The sequence below is a fragment of the Haemophilus aegyptius genome, from assembly GCF_900475885.1.
Lineage (GTDB): Bacteria > Pseudomonadota > Gammaproteobacteria > Enterobacterales > Pasteurellaceae > Haemophilus > Haemophilus influenzae.
Genome location: NZ_LS483429.1, coordinates 1,015,303 through 1,034,227, shown reverse-complemented (window position 1 = coordinate 1,034,227; position 18,925 = coordinate 1,015,303). Strand labels below are relative to the sequence as shown.

At 37.3% G+C, this 18,925-nt stretch carries 16 protein-coding genes and 2 tRNA genes; 8 read left to right on the top strand and 10 right to left on the bottom strand.

What is annotated here, in order from left to right:
- Position 1: 1 nt before the first annotated feature.
- The gene (locus DQN49_RS05435) at positions 2-1,177 is read left to right on the top strand and encodes a hypothetical protein (protein ID WP_006996332.1); all 1,176 of its coding nucleotides are present in this window, start codon (positions 2-4) and stop codon (positions 1,175-1,177) included.
- Positions 1,177-2,385, top strand: coding sequence for a sugar transporter (locus DQN49_RS05430; protein WP_006996331.1), 1,209 nt, complete (start codon positions 1,177-1,179; stop codon positions 2,383-2,385). Before DQN49_RS05435 ends, DQN49_RS05430 begins: the two co-directional genes overlap by 1 nt.
- 60 nt (positions 2,386-2,445) lie before the next feature.
- Here the strand turns inward: DQN49_RS05430 and der are convergent, their stop codons facing one another.
- The 4 genes from der to dnaQ all read right to left on the bottom strand — a co-directional run bounded on the left by der (position 2,446) and on the right by dnaQ (position 5,411).
- Positions 2,446-3,960 (bottom strand): ribosome biogenesis GTPase Der, encoded by a 1,515-nt coding sequence (gene der, locus DQN49_RS05425; RefSeq protein ID WP_006996330.1) that lies wholly within the window; start codon positions 3,958-3,960, stop codon positions 2,446-2,448.
- Between the two features lie 416 nt (positions 3,961-4,376).
- Positions 4,377-4,453, bottom strand: a tRNA-Asp gene (locus DQN49_RS05420).
- Between the two features lie 23 nt (positions 4,454-4,476).
- Positions 4,477-4,553, bottom strand: a tRNA-Asp gene (locus tag DQN49_RS05415).
- 87 nt (positions 4,554-4,640) lie between these two features.
- Positions 4,641-5,411, bottom strand: coding sequence for a DNA polymerase III subunit epsilon (gene dnaQ, locus DQN49_RS05410; RefSeq protein ID WP_006996329.1), 771 nt, complete (start codon positions 5,409-5,411; stop codon positions 4,641-4,643).
- A 60-nt stretch (positions 5,412-5,471) separates the two neighbouring features.
- Between dnaQ and rnhA the strand changes: the two genes are divergently transcribed.
- Positions 5,472-5,936, top strand: a complete 465-nt coding sequence (gene rnhA / locus DQN49_RS05405; RefSeq protein WP_005687959.1) for a ribonuclease HI — start codon at positions 5,472-5,474, stop codon at positions 5,934-5,936.
- A gap of 258 nt (positions 5,937-6,194) precedes the next feature.
- Entirely contained in the window at positions 6,195-7,292 is a 1,098-nt protein-coding gene (locus DQN49_RS05400; RefSeq protein ID WP_006996327.1) for a porin, read from the top strand.
- Positions 7,293-7,489: 197 nt separating this feature from the next.
- Here DQN49_RS05400 and nagA read toward each other — a convergent pair whose 3' ends face one another.
- The 6 genes from nagA to DQN49_RS05370 form a co-directional block, all read right to left on the bottom strand.
- On the bottom strand, positions 7,490-8,635 hold the full coding sequence (gene nagA, locus DQN49_RS05395) for an N-acetylglucosamine-6-phosphate deacetylase (protein ID WP_006996326.1): 1,146 nt from the start codon (positions 8,633-8,635) through the stop codon (positions 7,490-7,492).
- 136 nt (positions 8,636-8,771) lie between these two features.
- Complete coding sequence (gene nagB / locus DQN49_RS05390; RefSeq protein ID WP_065246980.1) at positions 8,772-9,584, bottom strand: glucosamine-6-phosphate deaminase; 813 nt, start codon at positions 9,582-9,584, stop codon at positions 8,772-8,774.
- A gap of 797 nt (positions 9,585-10,381) precedes the next feature.
- Complete coding sequence (gene nanA, locus DQN49_RS05385) at positions 10,382-11,263, bottom strand: N-acetylneuraminate lyase (protein ID WP_006996324.1); 882 nt, start codon at positions 11,261-11,263, stop codon at positions 10,382-10,384.
- Between the two features lie 10 nt (positions 11,264-11,273).
- Positions 11,274-12,140: a MurR/RpiR family transcriptional regulator gene (locus DQN49_RS05380; RefSeq protein WP_006996323.1), complete on the bottom strand. Its 867-nt coding sequence runs from the start codon at positions 12,138-12,140 to the stop codon at positions 11,274-11,276.
- The gene (locus DQN49_RS05375) at positions 12,133-13,035 is read right to left on the bottom strand and encodes an N-acetylmannosamine kinase (RefSeq protein WP_006996322.1); all 903 of its coding nucleotides are present in this window, start codon (positions 13,033-13,035) and stop codon (positions 12,133-12,135) included. The genes DQN49_RS05380 and DQN49_RS05375 overlap by 8 nt, the downstream gene beginning before the upstream one ends.
- 44 nt (positions 13,036-13,079) lie before the next feature.
- On the bottom strand, positions 13,080-13,766 hold the full coding sequence (locus DQN49_RS05370; protein ID WP_006996321.1) for a putative N-acetylmannosamine-6-phosphate 2-epimerase: 687 nt from the start codon (positions 13,764-13,766) through the stop codon (positions 13,080-13,082).
- Positions 13,767-14,114: 348 nt separating this feature from the next.
- Here DQN49_RS05370 and siaP point away from each other — a divergent pair, with 348 nt between their 5' ends.
- From siaP to DQN49_RS05350, 4 genes are all read left to right on the top strand, one after another.
- Complete coding sequence (gene siaP, locus DQN49_RS05365; protein WP_006996320.1) at positions 14,115-15,104, top strand: sialic acid TRAP transporter substrate-binding protein SiaP; 990 nt, start codon at positions 14,115-14,117, stop codon at positions 15,102-15,104.
- A 64-nt stretch (positions 15,105-15,168) separates the two neighbouring features.
- Positions 15,169-17,019, top strand: a complete 1,851-nt coding sequence (siaT, locus tag DQN49_RS05360) for a sialic acid TRAP transporter substrate-binding protein SiaT (RefSeq protein WP_006996319.1) — start codon at positions 15,169-15,171, stop codon at positions 17,017-17,019.
- Positions 17,020-17,194: 175 nt separating this feature from the next.
- Positions 17,195-18,322 carry an N-acetylneuraminate epimerase gene (locus tag DQN49_RS05355; protein ID WP_032826354.1) on the top strand — a complete coding sequence of 376 codons (1,128 nt, stop codon included), beginning with the start codon at positions 17,195-17,197 and terminating at the stop codon, positions 18,320-18,322.
- 161 nt (positions 18,323-18,483) lie between these two features.
- A complete protein-coding gene (locus tag DQN49_RS05350; RefSeq protein WP_032826352.1) occupies positions 18,484-18,918 on the top strand; it encodes a methyltransferase family protein in 435 nt (144 codons plus the stop codon).
- Positions 18,919-18,925: the final 7 nt, after the last annotated feature.

Genomic DNA, 18,925 nt, shown 5'->3' with positions numbered 1-18,925 from the left:
GATGAAAAAGTTCGCACTTATCGTAGGGATCGTCGCTTTGGCGATCTTTTCTTTTTTATATATTCAACTTTACCGCGTGCAAAGTGCTATTAATGAACAACTGGCACAACAAAACATTGCCGTTCAGTCAATCAATTTATCATTATTTTCTCCCGCACTTTCCCTTGAAAATCTAAAAACTACGCAATTTTCAGCTCAAAAAATTGAAGCTAAATTTAGTTTTTTACCTCTTTTGTATGGAAACGCAGCACTTCATTCACTGAATATTCAACAGCTCAAATTAACTCAAAACACACAAAATCCTGCCAATGTATCGATAGAGATTTCGCCTTTTTCATTAAAACAGCTTTTATCAAAAAAAGTAATATTAAATGGCGAAAACCATATTCGCATTGAATTTAATAAACCTATTTATGGAAAAACAAAAACTTTCCATTTTTCTTTCCATAAAGCGAATTTAAACTTCTCAACATCAGAATCAACCCCACTTCAATTTGTAGATGCAAGCCTAAATAATCAGCCTATCGGTTATATTGAAACTCACACAGCCCACCAACAAATAGTGACTTATATAAAACCACAATGCGATAACGATTGTTTAGCTGTATTGAAATATCAACAAATAGACAATCAAAGTGCGGTAAATTTTTCGGGTAAATATTTCCCTGTTCAACGCTTATTCGCACTATTAAATTTGCCAGAAATGTTAAGTGGACACGCCGATTTTGATCTTGATTTCAGCTTTTCATCTTCCGCGCTTATTCAAGGAAAATTAAATTTTTTAGCGCAAAATGGCGAAATTCTTGGCGTGAATTTATTGGATATGGTAGCGCAATATTTCCCGATTAATTACAACAATGATTTGTTACAAAACAAAGAATTAAACACTCGCTTTGAACAATTTTACTTGCAATTATTTCTCCAACAAAATCAACTCATTGCTGAAAAAATCGAATTAAAAACGCCCGCACTTTTGGGGCAAGGAAAAGGCATCATTGATTTAAATCGAATGGAATGCAATGTGGATATTAATTTAAATTCTACGGATCAACGCTATCAAAATTTGACACTACCAATCAATTTTTTTGGTAACTGCAATTCTCCACAATACAAAATTAATTTTACGAAGAAATTCCGCCATCAATTAATTGATGCGATTAAAGAAAAGTTACGTTAATGTCGTTATATTTAAAAGCTGAAAAAATCCAATCATGGCGCGTGCTTATTATGGCTTGCGCAGGATTTATTTTTAATACTACAGAATTTGTACCCGTTGCAATGTTAAGCGATATTGCACAAAGTTTTGATATGCAAACCGCTGATACTGGTTTAATGATGACAGTTTATGCTTGGACGGTGCTAGTTATGTCTTTGCCTGCGATGCTTGCCACGGGCAATATGGAACGTAAAAGTCTGCTTATTAAACTTTTCATTATATTTATCGTTGGGCATATTTTATCGGTCATTGCATGGAATTTCTGGATATTACTTCTCGCTCGAATGTGTATTGCATTAGCACATTCGGTGTTTTGGTCAATTACTGCCTCACTTGTGATGCGCATCTCACCTAAACACAAGAAAACTCAAGCATTAGGAATGCTCGCTATTGGCACCGCACTTGCCACAATCTTAGGCTTACCGATTGGGAGAATCGTCGGGCAGCTGGTCGGTTGGCGGGTCACTTTTGGCATTATTGCAGTACTAGCACTATCCATTATGTTTTTAATTATTCGATTATTGCCAAATTTACCCAGTAAAAACGCTGGCTCTATTGCAAGTTTACCCTTGCTTGCTAAACGCCCATTATTACTTTGGCTTTATGTAACAACGGCAATCGTCATTTCAGCACACTTTACCGCTTATACTTATATCGAACCATTCATGATTGATGTCGGGCACTTGGATCCAAATTTTGCCACGGCTGTATTATTAGTTTTTGGTTTCTCAGGTATTGCCGCAAGTCTATTATTTAAGAGATTCTACCGATTTGCGCCCACAAAATTTATTGTTGTTTCGATGAGTTTATTGATGTTGTCCCTCCTGCTACTCCTCTTTTCTACCGAAACAATGATAGCAATGTTCAGCCTTGTGTTTATTTGGGGGATTGGCATTTCTTGTATCGGATTATCCCTACAAATGCGCGTACTAAAACTTGCACCAGATGCAACAGATGTTGCTACGGCTATTTACTCGGGTATTTTCAATGCAGGAATTGGCGCAGGCGCATTATTTGGAAATCTTGCAACAACCTATTTAGGATTAAACGAAATTGGTTATACGGGCGCAGCATTAGGTTTAATCGGTTTCATCATTTTTATTACAACGCACTTAAAATATCGCCATACCTTTCTTCTACAAAACAATCAAAAAATAACCGCACTTTAGTTCTCCAAAAAGAATCCTAAAAGTGCGGTTAAATCTGTCTAAGTTTTATTTATCTTGCGTTTAACGTTTCGCTTTCTTAATAAATTTCATCAAACGTTTACGTTTACGCAGTTGGTTCGGGGTAAGTTTATTTTTGCGTCCTGCAAATGGGTTTGAGCCTTCTTGGAAAAGCAGACGAATGGGTGAACCAATAATTTTTAAACTCTTACGATAATAATTAGATAAATAACGTTTATAAGAATCTGGTAGTTTATCCATTTGGTTACCGTGAACCACTATAATCGGCGGATTATAACCACCTGGGTGAGCATATTTTAATTTAATGCGACGACCGCCAATCATCGGCGGTTGGTGCTCATCCGTTGCCATTTGCAAAATACGAGTTAAAAGCGAAGTCGTCATTTTTTGAGTGGCACAAGCATAGGCTTCTTTAATCGAATCAAAAAGATTACCTACACCACTTCCGTGCAAGGCTGAAATAAAATGCACGCGAGCAAAATCAATAAAATCTAAACGACGATCAAGTTCAGATTTAACACGATCTTTCACATCTTGATCTAAACCATCCCATTTATTCACGACGATCACTAGAGAACGACCTGCATTTAAAATAAAGCCGAGCAAAGATAAATCCTGATCAGAAATGTTCTCTCTCGCGTCAATAGTCAATAACACAACATTAGCATCTTGAATCGCTTGTAAGGTTTTAATCACAGAGAATTTTTCCACTGCCAAATGCACTTTACCACGTTTACGCACACCAGCTGTATCAATCAAGGTATATTGCTGTCCATCACGCTCCATTGGAATATAAATACTGTCACGTGTCGTACCTGGCATATCAAAAACCACGACACGATCTTCGCCTAAAATACGATTGGTTAAAGTAGATTTACCCACATTTGGACGACCAACAATGGCTATTTTGATATTCTTATCTTGTTCTTCTTCAAGTTCTTCGTCTAACGCATCATCAATTAATGCCGTATCTTCTTCTGAATCAAAATCGAATTCTTGTTCCCATTCGTCTTGTTCTTCCTCAGAAGTGCGGTCATTTTCATCGGCGTTTTCCATTTTTTCCGCAAAAGGCGCAAGTACTTGTTCCATTAATTGAGTAACACCACGACCTTGTGAGGCTGCAATTTGCTCAATTTCCCCTAAACCTAACTGATAAAATTCAGCACAATGAGAATCCGCATCAATACCATCGGTTTTATTTGCCACCACAATCGTCGTTTTGTTTTGACGTTGGCGTAAATAATTAGCAATACCAATATCTGCTGCCGTTAAACCTGCACGAGCATCCACAAGGAAAAGAACAATATCCGCTTCATCAATAGCAAGCAAAGATTGCTCCGCCATTTTTTCTTCTACACCCTCTTCCGTTCCATCAATACCGCCAGTATCAATAACAATAAAATCATAGCCAGCAATATGTGCGTGACCATATTTTCTATCACGAGTTAAACCGGGAAAATCAGCGACTAACGCATCTCTCGTACGAGTAAGGCGATTAAATAATGTGGATTTTCCCACATTCGGGCGACCAACAAGGGCGACGACTGGAGTTGCCATAAAAAATCTCTTATTTTGTCAAAAATGGCGGCTATTATATCGGAAGTTAAAGGATTGGTAAAAAATGATTTCATAAAGAAAAGAAAAAGCCACAGATACAATCCTATGGCTTTCTAAACACTGTTTATTTATCTATAACTTAACGTTATAATAATCTCGCTTTCAAGAATCCAGCTTGAAAGCGAGTGTTGCGCTTTTTCGCAACGTTTGAAGAGGATAAGAAAATGATTAAGATCATTATCCTTGTTGTCGTTTTATTATTAGTGAGCCAACCCGCTTACTGATAAGACAACATTCTAGGGAGTGACCGCTCCCTAGTTCTTCAAATATTAAAAGTTTACTTTATTTTTGTCAAGGATGAATAAATTTCAGATACAAAAAAAGCACCCTTAGGTGCTATCTTTATTTATCTTAATTGGCGGAATGGACGGGACTCGAACCCGCGACCCCCTGCGTGACAGGCAGGTATTCTAACCAGCTGAACTACCACTCCGAGATAAGATATTAATTTTAAATTGGCGGAATGGACGGGACTCGAACCCGCGACCCCCTGCGTGACAGGCAGGTATTCTAACCAGCTGAACTACCACTCCGCTAAGTGGTGCGTATCTTAATGATGAACACAAATCTCGTCAATCTTTTTTTATTAAATTTTACTTACCTGCTTAAATTCCACACGATTAATGCACATTATTATTGCCAAAGCGTTTATCCCAAAGACAATTATTTCCACTTTTTTTATTCATCATCTTTAAGAATTCTAAATGCGCTTGTAACTCATCATTAGTAGGTTGAATTAATTTTAAATTGTGCGAAAAATCTACCGCACTTTTTATTTCTTCCGCCGTTTTTTCTTGCACAACACGGATAACTTCAGACTCAACAGATTCTTCTTCATCGAATAAATTTGTTTGCCCTCCCGTCATCATCAAATAAACATCCGCCAAGATCTCGGCATCCAGTAACGCACCGTGCAAAGTACGTTTGCTATTATCAATACCTAAACGATCACAAAGTGCATCCAAATTATTGCGTTTTCCAGGATACATCTGACGAGCCATTTGTAGCGTATCTGTCACCAAACAAATATCGTCAGTTTTCACATTAAGGTTAAGTTTATGAAATTCATAATCCATAAATCCAACGTCAAAGGGGGCATTGTGAATAAGCAATTCCGCGCCATTAATATAATCCAAAAAATCTTGGGCAACGTCTTTGAATTCAGGTTTATCCGCTAACATTTCATCAGTAATACCATGAACTTTAATCGCATCAGGATCAACGGGGCGATCTGGCTTAATATAAATATGGAAATTATTACCTGTGTAACGACGATTTATTAATTCAACTGCACCAATTTCAATAATGCGGTGTCCTTCATAATGCGCGCCGAGCTGACTCATACCTGTAGTTTCAGTATCTAATACAATTTGGCGATTGGGATTAATCATTTGTTCAACCTATCTCTTTCCATTAAAATACTTGCCATTCTACACAACAACCTTTTTGTTATGCAAAAACAGATTGAAATTTTTACTGATGGATCTTGCTTAGGTAATCCTGGAGCAGGGGGAATTGGCGCCGTATTACGTTATAAACAACATGAAAAAATGCTCTCCAAAGGCTATTTCAAAACCACCAATAATCGAATGGAATTACGCGCTGTCATTGAAGCATTAAATACATTAAAAGAACCTTGCTTGATCACGCTTTATAGTGATAGCCAATATATGAAAAATGGCATAACAAAATGGATCTTTAACTGGAAAAAAAATAATTGGAAAGCAAGTTCTGGAAAGCCTGTAAAAAACCAAGATTTATGGATAGCCTTAGATGAATCCATCCAACGTCATAAAATTAATTGGCAATGGGTAAAAGGTCATGCAGGACACAGAGAAAATGAAATTTGCGATGAATTAGCAAAAAAAGGAGCAGAAAATCCGACATTGGAAGATATGGGGTACATAGAAGAATAATACAACTGATATAACATCATATTTTTCGATACCTAAAAATATTTAATACTTAAACCTAAAACAGAATAAAAAACAATCAAATTCCTTTAAAAAAGTGTGATCTTGATGAGATTTCAAGAAAATTAAAATTTTGGAGTATTGACATCAAAAAATTTTTTGCTAAGATATTGCCTATTGCCTATTTTGTTTAGTAATTAGGCAATTCTATTGAAAAAGAGTTCAATCATAGATAGTAAACAACCATAAGGAACACAAATTATGAAAAAAACATTTGCAGCATTAATCGTTGGTGCATTCGCAGCTTCAGCAGCAAACGCAGCTGTTGTTTATAACAACGAAGGGACTAACGTAGAATTAGGTGGTCGTTTAAGCGTTATCGCTGAACAAAGCAATAGCACAGTGAGAGGTCAAAAACAGCAACACGGTGCATTACGCGATGCAAGTTCACGTTTCCATATTAAAGCTACTCATGACTTAGGCGATGGTTACTATGCATTAGGTTATTTTGAAACACGCTTTAATTCTGGTGCAGACAAATCTGACGGTTTTGGTGATGTAACAACTAAATTAGCTTATGCTGGTTTAGGCAAAAAAGAATTAGGTCAAGTTACTTTCGGTCGTCAAAAAACTATCGCTAATGTAATGGCAAGCGCGGAAGATAACCAATATGGTTTGATTGAAAAATCTGGCTACGTTCCAGATGAAGGTGCTTCTGTTGTAGTTTATACCTACCAAGGTATTGATGGTTTAACATTAAGCACCAGCTATATGTTTGCACAAGAGCGCGGAGGTAAGCGACAAGCTGATGCTGGTGAAGTGTTAAAGAATCTTCCTCATGCTCTTAACTTACGTAACGGTGTTCAAGTTGGTGCAAAATATGATGCAAACAACATCGTTGCAGGTATTGCTTATGGTCGTGCCAATTATAAATATAATAATAATAATAATAATAATAATGAGCATGCACCACTTCGACAAGTTAATGGTGTATTAGCAACTTTAGGCTACCGTTTCGATGATGCAGGTTTATTCGTATCTCTTGATGGCGGTTACGCAAAAAGTAAAAATAAATCAGAGCCACACGAAAAACGTTACTTCGTATCTCCAGGTTTCCAATATGAATTAATGGAAGATACTAATGTCTATGGCAACTTCAAATATGAACGCAATTCTGTAGATCAAGGTAAAAAAACACGTGAACAAGCAGTGTTATTCGGTGTAGATCATAAACTTCACAAACAAGTATTAACCTATATTGAAGGTGCTTACGCTAGAACTAGAACAACTGAGAGAGCTAAAGGCGTAAAAACTGAAAAAGAAAAATCAGTGGGTGTAGGTTTACGCGTTTACTTCTAATCATTTGTTAGAAATACATTATTAAAAGCAAGGCGAATCGAAAGATTCGCTTTTTTTTGCTTAAAATCAAGTTAAAAAATGATTAAGTTAAAAGTGTATAAATATTTAGGCTATTTTATAAGTAACAAAATATTAATAAAAAATCTGTGACATATATCACAGATTTTTAAATCAATTAACTATTTAAGTGTTTACTATTAATTCTCTTTCCACTTTCCGTTTACTACTGTGCCGATTACTTGGTAATTTGGCGTAAACACTGCTAAGTTCGCTATCTTACCTTTTTCTACCGAACCTAAACGATCATCTATACCAATTGCTCGTGCAGGATAAAGGTTACTCATTCTAATGGCTTCCGCAAGAGGAATTTCAACATATTCTACCGCATTTTTAATGGATTCCATCATTGTGATTGATGCCCCTGCAATCGTGCCATTCGCATCATAGCAACGCCCATCTTTGATATAAATTGTTTTTCCCACAAAGGTAAAACTTTCTAGTTCTGGCGGTGCGCCTGCAGCTGCAATAGAGTCAGTCACAATACAAAGTTTGTCGCCTTTGATTTTTTTATCAATGCGAACATTGCCGTAATTGATATGCACACCATCGACGATAATACCAGTGTAAACATCAGAATCTAATACTGCGCCCACTACGCCCATTGCACGTCCAGAGCTAATTGGCGACATTGCATTATGCAAGTGAGTCGCAAAAGTTGCACCTTTGTGGAATGCGGCTTTAGCCACTTCATAAGTGGCATTAGAATGGCCTACAGAGACAATAATGCCCGCTTTCACAAAATCAGGCGTATAGTTAATGGTTGGGTTTTCTGCAGCAATGGTCATTTTTGTAATCACATCACCATTTTCGCAGAGAAAATCTTTCATTTCAGGCGTAATTTCACGAATATATTCGGGGCGGTGTACACCTTTTTTCTCAATGCTGAGATAAGGCCCTTCAATATGTAAACCAAGTGCTTGGTTTTTATGCTTGTTTAAATATTCACGCATAATTTTTACCGCACTTTTTATATTTTCATCAGGCGCGGTAATAAAAGTGGGAAGGAAACTTGTACAACCTGATTTTAAGTTAGTTTCCTGCATAATTTCCAAGGTTTCAACGCTAGTTTGGTCGTTAAACATCACGCCACCACAGCCATTTAATTGCAGATCAATAAAACCAGCAGTTAAATTATTACCTTGTAAATCAATGGTTTTGATACCTGTTTCTAATTCAGCTTGGGGAACTACCGCTTCAATAATTTCACCGTTAATAATTACAGCAAAATCACGTAAAACATCATATTTTGTGTAAATTACACAATTAATTAATGCGTATTTCATATTCTGTTCCTAATATCAACATCAGTTTAACATAGCAACTATATTGCTCTTAAACGTAAGGACAATTTGCCCTACGATTGTTTGTGATTATAGGGCGAATGTAATTCGCCCCTACATAAAGATGAAGAATAGATCTTTATTTATCCTGATAATCCGTACCAGCAACCGCGCCTTCTAATTCAGTAAAATATTTCACGGTTTTCACTTTTAACTCTTGTTGAGCAGCTTCATCACAAACAAGCAAGAAATGACGGTGCATTTGTAATGCACTGACTGTCCATAAATGGTTAATACTGCCTTCAACTGCAGCTTGCACTGCCAGTGCTTTTTGATGTCCTGTTGCTAAAATCATCACTTCTTCTGCATCTAATAATGTGCCGACACCAATGGTTAAAGCATATTTCGGCACTTGAGTAACATCGTTATTAAAGAAGCGTGAATTTGCAATTAATGTATCTTGCGTTAGCGTTTTAATACGGGTGCGAGAACTTAATGAAGAAGCAGGTTCATTAAATGCGATATGTCCATCTACGCCAACCCCCCCCATAAACAGATGAATTTTGCCGTAGGATTTAATTTTTTCTTCATAACGATGGCATTCTGCATTATGGTCATCGGTATTGCCGTTAAGAATATTGATATTTTCAGGTAAAATATCGATATGATTGAAAAAATTGTTATACATAAAGCTGTGGTAACTTTCAGGGTGTTCCTCTGGTAAAGCCACATATTCATCCATATTGAAAGTCGCTACGTGTTTGAAACTCACTTTGCCTGCTTGATAAAGTCGAATCAGTTCTTGATAAGTTTTTAGTGGTGTACCACCAGTAGGTAACCCCAATACAAAAGGACGCTCGGCGGTAGGTTTAAAATCGTTGATACGATTGATGATATGTTGTGCAGCCCAACAACTGACTTGTTGTTCTGTTTGTAATGGAATAAAACGCATATTAGCCTTCCTTTATTATTGACCGTGATGATCCTATTCATATCGTAGGCTGGACTTTAGCCCACCCTTTACCAAAGGATCATTATAAGTGCGGTAATTTTCTATCTTGTTTTTAAAAAGAAATTCTTTTGCTTCAATAATTTACGACAAAGCAATAGAAGTTGCCCCCTTCCGCCCTTCGGGCACCTTCCCCCGTAAACAGGGGAAGGCAAGTGCTTGCTGACTTGTTGTTCTGTTTGTAACGGAATAAAACGCATATTAGCCTTCCTTTATTATTGACCGTGATGATCCTATTCATATCGTAGGCTGGACTTTAGCCCACCCTTTACCAAAGGATCATTATAAGTGCGGTAATTTTCTATCTTGTTTTTAAAAAGAAATTCTTTTGCTCCAATAATTTACGACAAAGCAATAGAAGTTGCCCCCTTCCGCCCTTCGGGCACCTTCCCCCGTAAACAGGGGAAGGCAAGTGCTTGCTGACTTGTTGTTCTGTTTGTAACGGAATAAAACGCATATTAGCCTTCCTTTATTATTGACCGTGATGATCCTATTCATATCGTAGGCTGGACTTTAGCCCACCCTTTACCAAAGGATCATTATAAGTGCGGTAATTTTCTATCTTGTTTTTAAAAAGAAATTCTTTTGCTCCAATAATTTACGACAAAGCAATAGAAGTTGCCCCCTTCCGCCCTTCGGGCACCTTCCCCCGTAAACAGGGGAAGGCAAGTGCTTGCTGGCTTGTTGTTCTGTTTGTAACGGAATAAACAGAGGAAGGTAAGTTTTTCTAATTTAAATATTTATGACAAAAATTTCGCTTTCAAGTCTTTTGCTTTTGCAACCTGTTCTGCTGTTGCTTTTGATGTCATTGGTTCACGGCAATAACCTGCATCCACCCCTTCTAATTTAAGCAATTCTTTGATGGTTAAATATAAACCGTTCGCTAAAATGCCTTCGATTAAATCGTTGGTTACGTGTTGGATTTCTAACGCTTCGGCTAATTTACCCGCTTGAGTTAATTCAAAAATTTGACGAGCACGAACGCCGTTTACGTTAAAGGTCGAACCAATTGCACCATCCACACCAAGTGCGGCTGCCGGTAGCATCATTTCATCGAAACCTGCCCAAATTAAGTGGTTTGGATAAGCTTTTTTCAAACGTTCTAATAAGTAGAAATCACCTGCTGTGAATTTTACCCCTAATACTTTCGGGTTTTTGTAAAGTTCACCGAATTGTTCAATGCCCATATTCACGCCAGTTAAGAACGGGATTGAGTACACAATCATATTGTTGCCCGTTTCTGCAATGATGGTGTCGTAATAATGTTTAATTTCAGGGAAGCTAAATTTGTAATAGAATGGCGTCACTGCAGATAAGCAGTCGTAGCCTAATTCTCTTGCATATTTACCTAATTCCACCGCTTCTTTTAAGTTTACGCTGCCCACTTGAGCAATTAGTGCGATTTGATCTTTTGCTTCATCTTTTGCAATGCGGAAGATTTCTTTTTTCTCTTCCGTTGAAAGCATAAAGTTTTCGCCTGTTGAACCGCCCACATATAAGCCATCAACTTTCATTTTGTCGATATTATGGCGGATAATTTGGCGTAAACCTTTTTCATTAATGGTGCCATCTTCATTAAATGACACTAATAATGCACTGAAAATACCTTTTAAATCACGCATAAGTTTTCTCCTATTTTGTACGTTGTTCAAGAATTACATTGAGAGTTTTTTGTTTAGTTTGAGCGGCAATTTCTTCTTCACCCTGCACTAACAAAGCATAAATTAAATCTAATACAAAAAGCTGTGCAATTTTGGTGCCAATAGAATCGCCTTGTAACTTGCCTTGTTTATTACCATTTACCAAAACATAATCAGCATATTCTGTCACGGGGGAACGCAAACTATGCGTCAATGCCACTGTTGTTGCACCATTTTGTTTTGCGATTTTGATGGTATGTGCCGTTTCAGCAGAATAACCAGAATGGCTTAAACCAATTGCCACATCAGAAGACGTCAATAATGCCGCCTGCATATACATAAAATGATTATTACCTGAAGCATCCACTTGAAAACCAATACGCATCAGCTTATTTTTAGCATCTTCAGCCGTTACGCCAGATGAACCCACACCAAATAAAAAAATACGGCGTGCTTTTTTAAGTACTTTAACGACTTCTTCAAGCTGTTTTAAATCAAGTAAATTAATCGTTTCTTCCATTACATTAGCAACCGCCGTTTGCAATTTTTGTGCAATAGTGAGCGAATCATCACTTGGCATAATTTCTGTTTCAAGTATGCTTTCATCTTGATTATCTTTCGTCGCAAGTTCAATAGAAAGCTCTAGTTTGAACTCGCTGAAACCTTTAAAACCAATGGTTCGACAAAAACGGACGAGCGTAGCTTCTCCAACTTGCAAATGTTTAGCGATTTCTGAAAGGGAGCATTGAGAGACTAAATCAGGCGAACGCAAAATCGTATCGGCAATTTTTTTCTCTGATTTAGTTAAACTCTGGTAAAGTGAGCCAATTTTGTTTAACACATTTCCCGATTTAGCCATAAATTGTTCCTTCAGGCTTATCCAGTAAAACATCTTTTACCCAATAAGCTGCGCCAATTAAACCTGCATCTTGTCCAAATTTAGCGGTTTCAATTTCACAACAATATATCGAAGGAAAATCTTGTAAATATTTTTCAACCAAAGATAAATATCCATCAGCTAATCCCACACTGCCACCAATCGCGATTTTTTGAATATCTAAACTAATCACTAAATTAGCAATTAAATTAGCAATGGCTTTCGCAGAACGCTCGACAAGTGCGGTCGCTTTTTCATCATTTTTTCTAAAACGCTCAAACACTTCTTTTGGATCGCACGGATCTTCCCATTGGGAAGAAACTGCTTCAATTGCTCGCCCTGAAGCAATCGCTTCGACACAACCTCGACGCCCACAACCACAGATCGCACCATTTGGATCAGCTAATGTATGACCAATATGCCCAGCAATACCACGAGAACCTGTCTGCAAAATTTGGTTCAGCACAATCCCTCCGCCAACTCCTGTTGAAACGGTAATAAAAACAAAATTTGATACCTGTTCAGAATTTTGCAATTGATATTCCGCATAAGTCGCAGCTTGTGCATCATTTAATAAACCAATCGGTTTATCCGTATGTTTTGCAATACTCGCTTTAAGTGGAAATTCCGCCAAGCCACCTAAGTTTTTCGGATTTAATGCACTTAAAATACCATTATTGATAATCCCCGTAGATGCTACCGCTACATAATCAAACTGCCCTTCATAATCAGCAAGCAATTTGCCTAACGCTTGGTGCATTCCCTCCACGACATTTTCACGTGGTGTATGAATTTGCTGACGTTGCTCAATTTCGCCATTTTTTACAATCGCCGCAGCAATTTTTGTCCCACCAATATCTAGTGCTAAACAACGCATAACTTATCCTTATAGTGTAAAGTCTTTTCTCACACGTCTTACGACTATCTTGCAGATTTCACTGAATGAGCAAACCAACTCACAATATGTTCAAGACGAGTTAAGGCTGAACCTACAGTCACGCAATCTGCACCAATTTCAATTGCCACTTTTGCTAATTCAGGCGTGTTATAACGCCCTTCAGCCATCACAAAACAACCCGCTGATTTTAAATCTTTCACTAATTGATAATCTGGTTCTTTTGGCACTGCGCCACCTGTATAACCCGACATCGTACTGCCGACAATATCAAAACCAAGCGCTTTACAATACAAGCCTTCTTCTAAATTAGAACAATCTGCCATTGCCAAACAGCCCATTTCGTGGATTTTTTTCACCGCACTTTCAATATCCACAGGACGCGGGCGTTTAGTGCCATCTACTGCAATAATATCCGCGCCTGCATTGGCTAGATCTTCAATATCTTGTAAAAACGGCGTAATACGCACGGGACTATCAGGCAAATCACGTTTTACAATTCCGATAATCGGAACATTCACAAAAGGACGGGTTGCTTTAAGGTTATCAACACCCTCAATACGTAAGCCAGAAGCTCCGCCCATAACTGAAGCCTGAGCCATAGCAGAAACGATTTCAGGTTTATCCATTGGGCCATCATCGACAGGTTGGCAAGAAGAAATAAGACCATATTGAATTTGAGAAAGTACTTCTTGATAAGATAATTTAGACATATAACACCCCTCATTTAAATCTGAATAAATCACTTTAAAATTAATTTAATCCACACAAAACAATCTTTTATAAGTTGTAATATGCTTATATTTTCATCATTTAACCTTATTATATGAAAAAGAAATGCCATTTTAAAGAATATTTTTGAAGTGTTTTTTCATAAATGTGATCAACTTCTCATTTTTGAAATAAAACTCGTAAAACTATTTTAAATTTGTTTTTTTACTCTTAGAATTGCTCTCGAATCCTATTTTTGGGGAGAAAACATACATTTTTTGCCTAAATTGATTCTCATATTATGGGGTTAATCTATGCCCTTTCCAACATAAGTTCACACAGGAGCGAATATGATGAAATTGACAAAACTTTTCCTTGCCACCGCCATTTCTTTAGGCGTATCTTCTGCTGTTCTTGCCGCTGATTATGACTTGAAATTCGGTATGAATGCTGGAACTTCATCAAATGAATATAAAGCGGCAGAAATGTTTGCCAAAGAAGTCAAAGAAAAATCACAGGGTAAAATTGAAATTTCACTTTATCCAAGTTCACAATTAGGTGATGACCGTGCAATGTTAAAACAATTAAAAGACGGTTCTCTCGACTTTACCTTTGCAGAATCTGCTCGCTTCCAGCTGTTTTACCCTGAAGCGGCAGTATTTGCCTTACCTTATGTTATTAGCAACTACAATGTTGCACAAAAAGCCTTATTCGATACAGAATTCGGTAAAGATTTAATAAAAAAAATGGACAAAGATCTTGGCGTGACTTTACTTTCCCAAGCTTATAACGGAACTCGCCAAACGACTTCAAATCGTGCAATCAACAGTATTGCAGATATGAAAGGCTTAAAACTTCGTGTGCCAAATGCAGCAACAAACTTAGCCTATGCTAAATATGTTGGCGCATCACCAACACCAATGGCATTTTCTGAAGTTTATCTTGCGTTACAAACCAATGCCGTCGATGGTCAAGAAAACCCGTTAGCAGCGGTGCAAGCACAAAAATTCTATGAAGTGCAAAAGTTCTTAGCTATGACTAATCACATTTTGAATGACCAACTTTATTTAGTAAGCAACGAGACTTATAAAGAACTCCCTGAAGATCTTCAAAAAGTCGTAAAAGATGCTGCCGAAAATGCAGCAAAATATCACACTAAATTATTCGTAGATGGAGAGAAAGATTTAGTCTCATTCTTTGAAAAACAAGGCGTGAAAATTACACATCCTGATCTTGTCCCATTTAAAGAATCAATGAAGCCGTATTATGCTGAGTTTGTAAAACAAACTGGTCAAAAAGGTGAATCAGCTTTAAAACAAATTGAAGCAATCAATCCATAATCCCTCTTTAGTGTGCCGTAATGGCACACTACATTCCCTTATTCTTCATCAAACGGAGTGAAGTATGAAATATATTAATAAGCTTGAAGAATGGCTGGGTGGCGCATTATTTATCGCCATTTTCGGTATTCTTATCGCTCAAATTCTTTCACGCCAAGTTTTTCATTCTCCGTTAATTTGGAGTGAAGAACTCGCCAAGCTCTTATTTGTTTACGTGGGTATGTTGGGTATCAGCGTTGCTGTGAGAAAACAAGAACACGTATTTATTGATTTTTTAACTAATCTAATGCCCGAAAAAATCAGAAAATTCACAAATACGTTTGTACAATTATTAGTCTTTATATGTATTTTCTTATTTATTCATTTCGGTATTCGTACTTTTAACGGTGCATCATTCCCTATTGATGCCTTAGGAGGCATTTCTGAAAAATGGATTTTCGCAGCACTGCCTGTTGTCGCAATATTAATGATGTTTCGCTTTATCCAAGCGCAAACCCTAAACTTTAAGACAGGGAAAAGCTATTTACCTGCGACTTTCTTTATCATAAGTGCGGTCATTTTATTTGCGATTTTATTTTTCGCGCCAGATTGGTTCAAAGTATTGCGTATTAGCAATTATATAAAACTCGGTTCAAGTTCAGTCTATGTCGCCTTACTCGTTTGGCTAATCATTATGTTTATCGGTGTCCCTGTAGGTTGGTCCTTATTTATTGCTACTCTACTTTATTTTTCTATGACACGTTGGAACGTCGTAAATGCCGCAACTGAAAAATTAGTCTATAGCCTAGACAGCTTCCCATTACTTGCCGTGCCATTTTATATTTTAACGGGAATTCTAATGAATACAGGTGGGATTACCGAACGTATTTTTAATTTTGCTAAAGCCTTACTCGGTCATTACACAGGAGGAATGGGACACGTTAATATCGGCGCAAGTTTATTGTTCTCTGGTATGTCAGGTTCAGCACTTGCTGATGCGGGGGGCTTAGGTCAATTGGAAATCAAAGCAATGCGTGATGCTGGTTATGACGATGATATTTGCGGAGGAATTACTGCTGCTTCTTGTATTATTGGGCCATTAGTTCCGCCAAGTATTGCAATGATTATTTACGGTGTAATTGCCAATGAATCTATCGCAAAACTCTTTATTGCAGGTTTTATTCCAGGTGTATTAATTACTTTGGCTTTAATGGCAATGAATTATCACATTGCAAAAAAACGAGGTTATCCACGTACACCAAAAGCTACGAGAGAACAACTTTGCAGCAGCTTTAAACAATCTTTTTGGGCAATCTTAACGCCGTTATTAATTATCGGTGGTATTTTTTCAGGCTTATTCAGTCCAACAGAATCTGCCATTGTTGCAGCAGCATACTCTGTAATTATTGGTAAATTGGTGTATAAAGAATTAACCTTAAAAAGCTTATTTAATAGTTGCATAGAAGCAATGGCAATTACGGGCGTAGTCGCCTTAATGATTATGACTGTGACTTTCTTTGGCGATATGATTGCCCGTGAACAAGTCGCAATGCGTGTTGCTAATGTGTTTGTTGCCGTTGCCGATTCGCCTTTAACCGTATTGATAATGATTAACGCACTGTTACTTTTTCTTGGAATGTTCATTGATGCCCTAGCATTACAATTTTTAGTATTACCAATGCTTATTCCTATCGCAATGCAGTTCAATATTGACTTAATCTTCTTTGGTGTAATGACCACATTAAATATGATGGTTGGTATTCTTACCCCACCAATGGGAATGGCTCTCTTTGTTGTTGCTCGTGTAGGAAATATGTCAGTTTCCACGGTAACCAAAGGCGTATTACCGTTCTTGATTCCCGTTTTCGTCACATTAGTATTAATCACGATTTTCCCACAAATCATCACATTTGTGCCAAATCTATTGATACCATAATAAAAAGTGCGGTTGAAAAACATTAAATTTTTTAACCGCACTTTCATCGTTTTCGTAAGTTACATCTGCCGTATCTTACAATACAAAAGGGTGCAATAACTGCACTTTATCAACGCCTATTCAATGCCGTTTAATGAATAGAAAACTGTAAACACAACTCAAAATGGGGTTTATTATGAAACTAACTAAAACAGCATTATGTACTGCACTTTTTGCCACCTTTACTTTTTCAGCGAACGCACAAACTTATCCTGATTTGCCAGTGGGGATCAAAGGAGGAACAGGCGCATTAATTGGCGACACAGTTTATGTGGGATTAGGTTCTGGTGGCGATAAATTCTATACCTTAGACCTAAAAGATCCTTCAGCACAATGGAAAGAAATTGCTACATTTCCGGGTGGCGAACGCAATCAACCTGTTGCAGTCGCAGTGGATGGAAAACTTTATGTATTCGGTGGTTTACAAAAAAATGAAAAAGGCGAACTTCAACTCGTTAATGACGCTTATCGCTATAACCCAAGCGATAATACTTGGATGAAACTTCCTACTCGTTCTCCCCGTGGTTTAGTAGGATCAAGTGGCGCATCTCACAGTGATAAAGTTTATATTTTAGGTGGTTCTAATCTCTCTATATTTAATGGTTTCTTCCAAGACACTGTGGCAGCAGGTGAAGATAACGCGAAAAAAGATGAAATCGCAGCAGCTTATTTCGATCAACGTCCAGAAGATTATTTCTTTACAACAGAATTATTGAGCTATGAACCCTCAACCAACAAATGGCGCAATGAAGGTCGCATTCCATTCTCTGGTCGTGCTGGAGCAGCCTTTACAATTCAAGGTAATGAGCTAGTGGTTGTCAATGGCGAAATTAAACCTGGACTTCGCACCGCTGAAACCCATCAAGGTAAATTCACTGCTAAAGGTGTGCAATGGAAAAACTTACCTGACTTGCCCGCACCAAAAGGCAAATCACAAGATGGTTTAGCTGGTGCGCTTTCAGGCTATAGTAACGGTCATTATTTAGTCACTGGTGGCGCAAATTTTCCAGGTTCAATCAAACAATTCAAAGAAGGAAAACTTCACGCACATAAAGGTTTAAGCAAAGCTTGGCATAACGAAGTTTATACGTTGAATAATGGTAAATGGCGCATCGTTGGGGAATTACCAATGAATATTGGTTATGGTTTTTCTGTATCTTACAATAATAAAGTTTTACTGATTGGCGGTGAAACTGATGGAGGTAAGGCTTTAACTAGCGTCAAAGCAATAAGCTATGACGGTAAAAAATTAACCATCGAATAATTTATCACATAATAGTGCATAAAATTTATAATAATCAAAAGCGGCGAAATTTATCGCCGCTTTATGCAAAATAAAAGTAATTAAAGCAAAATTAACACAAATTTTGACCGCACTTTAAATGCGCTATAAAGAGCTGGCATTTTTATTAATAAGATTTAGCGATGTTATTTATTCCACCACCACTACTCTGTTTATTCATTGCCATAGCAATGTATTTTTTGCCAAAGATTGCTAGTTATTCTGTCCATTTTTCAGTGATTGTTTTTGTTATTTCCCTTTCATTTTTGATTGCTTTAAGCAGCGTTATGCAATTCTTTATATGTAAAACCTCCATTAATCCTCGTGACTTTAAAGGCACAACAAAATTAGTTTCCACAGGCATATTTCGATTTAGCCGTAACCCAATGTATTTAAGTTTGCTGTTAATTTTGCTTGCTTGGACGCTTTGGTTAGGTAATAGTTTAGCTTGGTTAGGTGTAATTATCTTTATATTAGTGATAAACCAGTTTCAAATAGCCCGAGAAGAAACCTATTTGGAAAATAAATTTGGCGATGAATATCGTCGTTACAAACAAAAAGTAAGACGTTGGCTATAAAAAAACA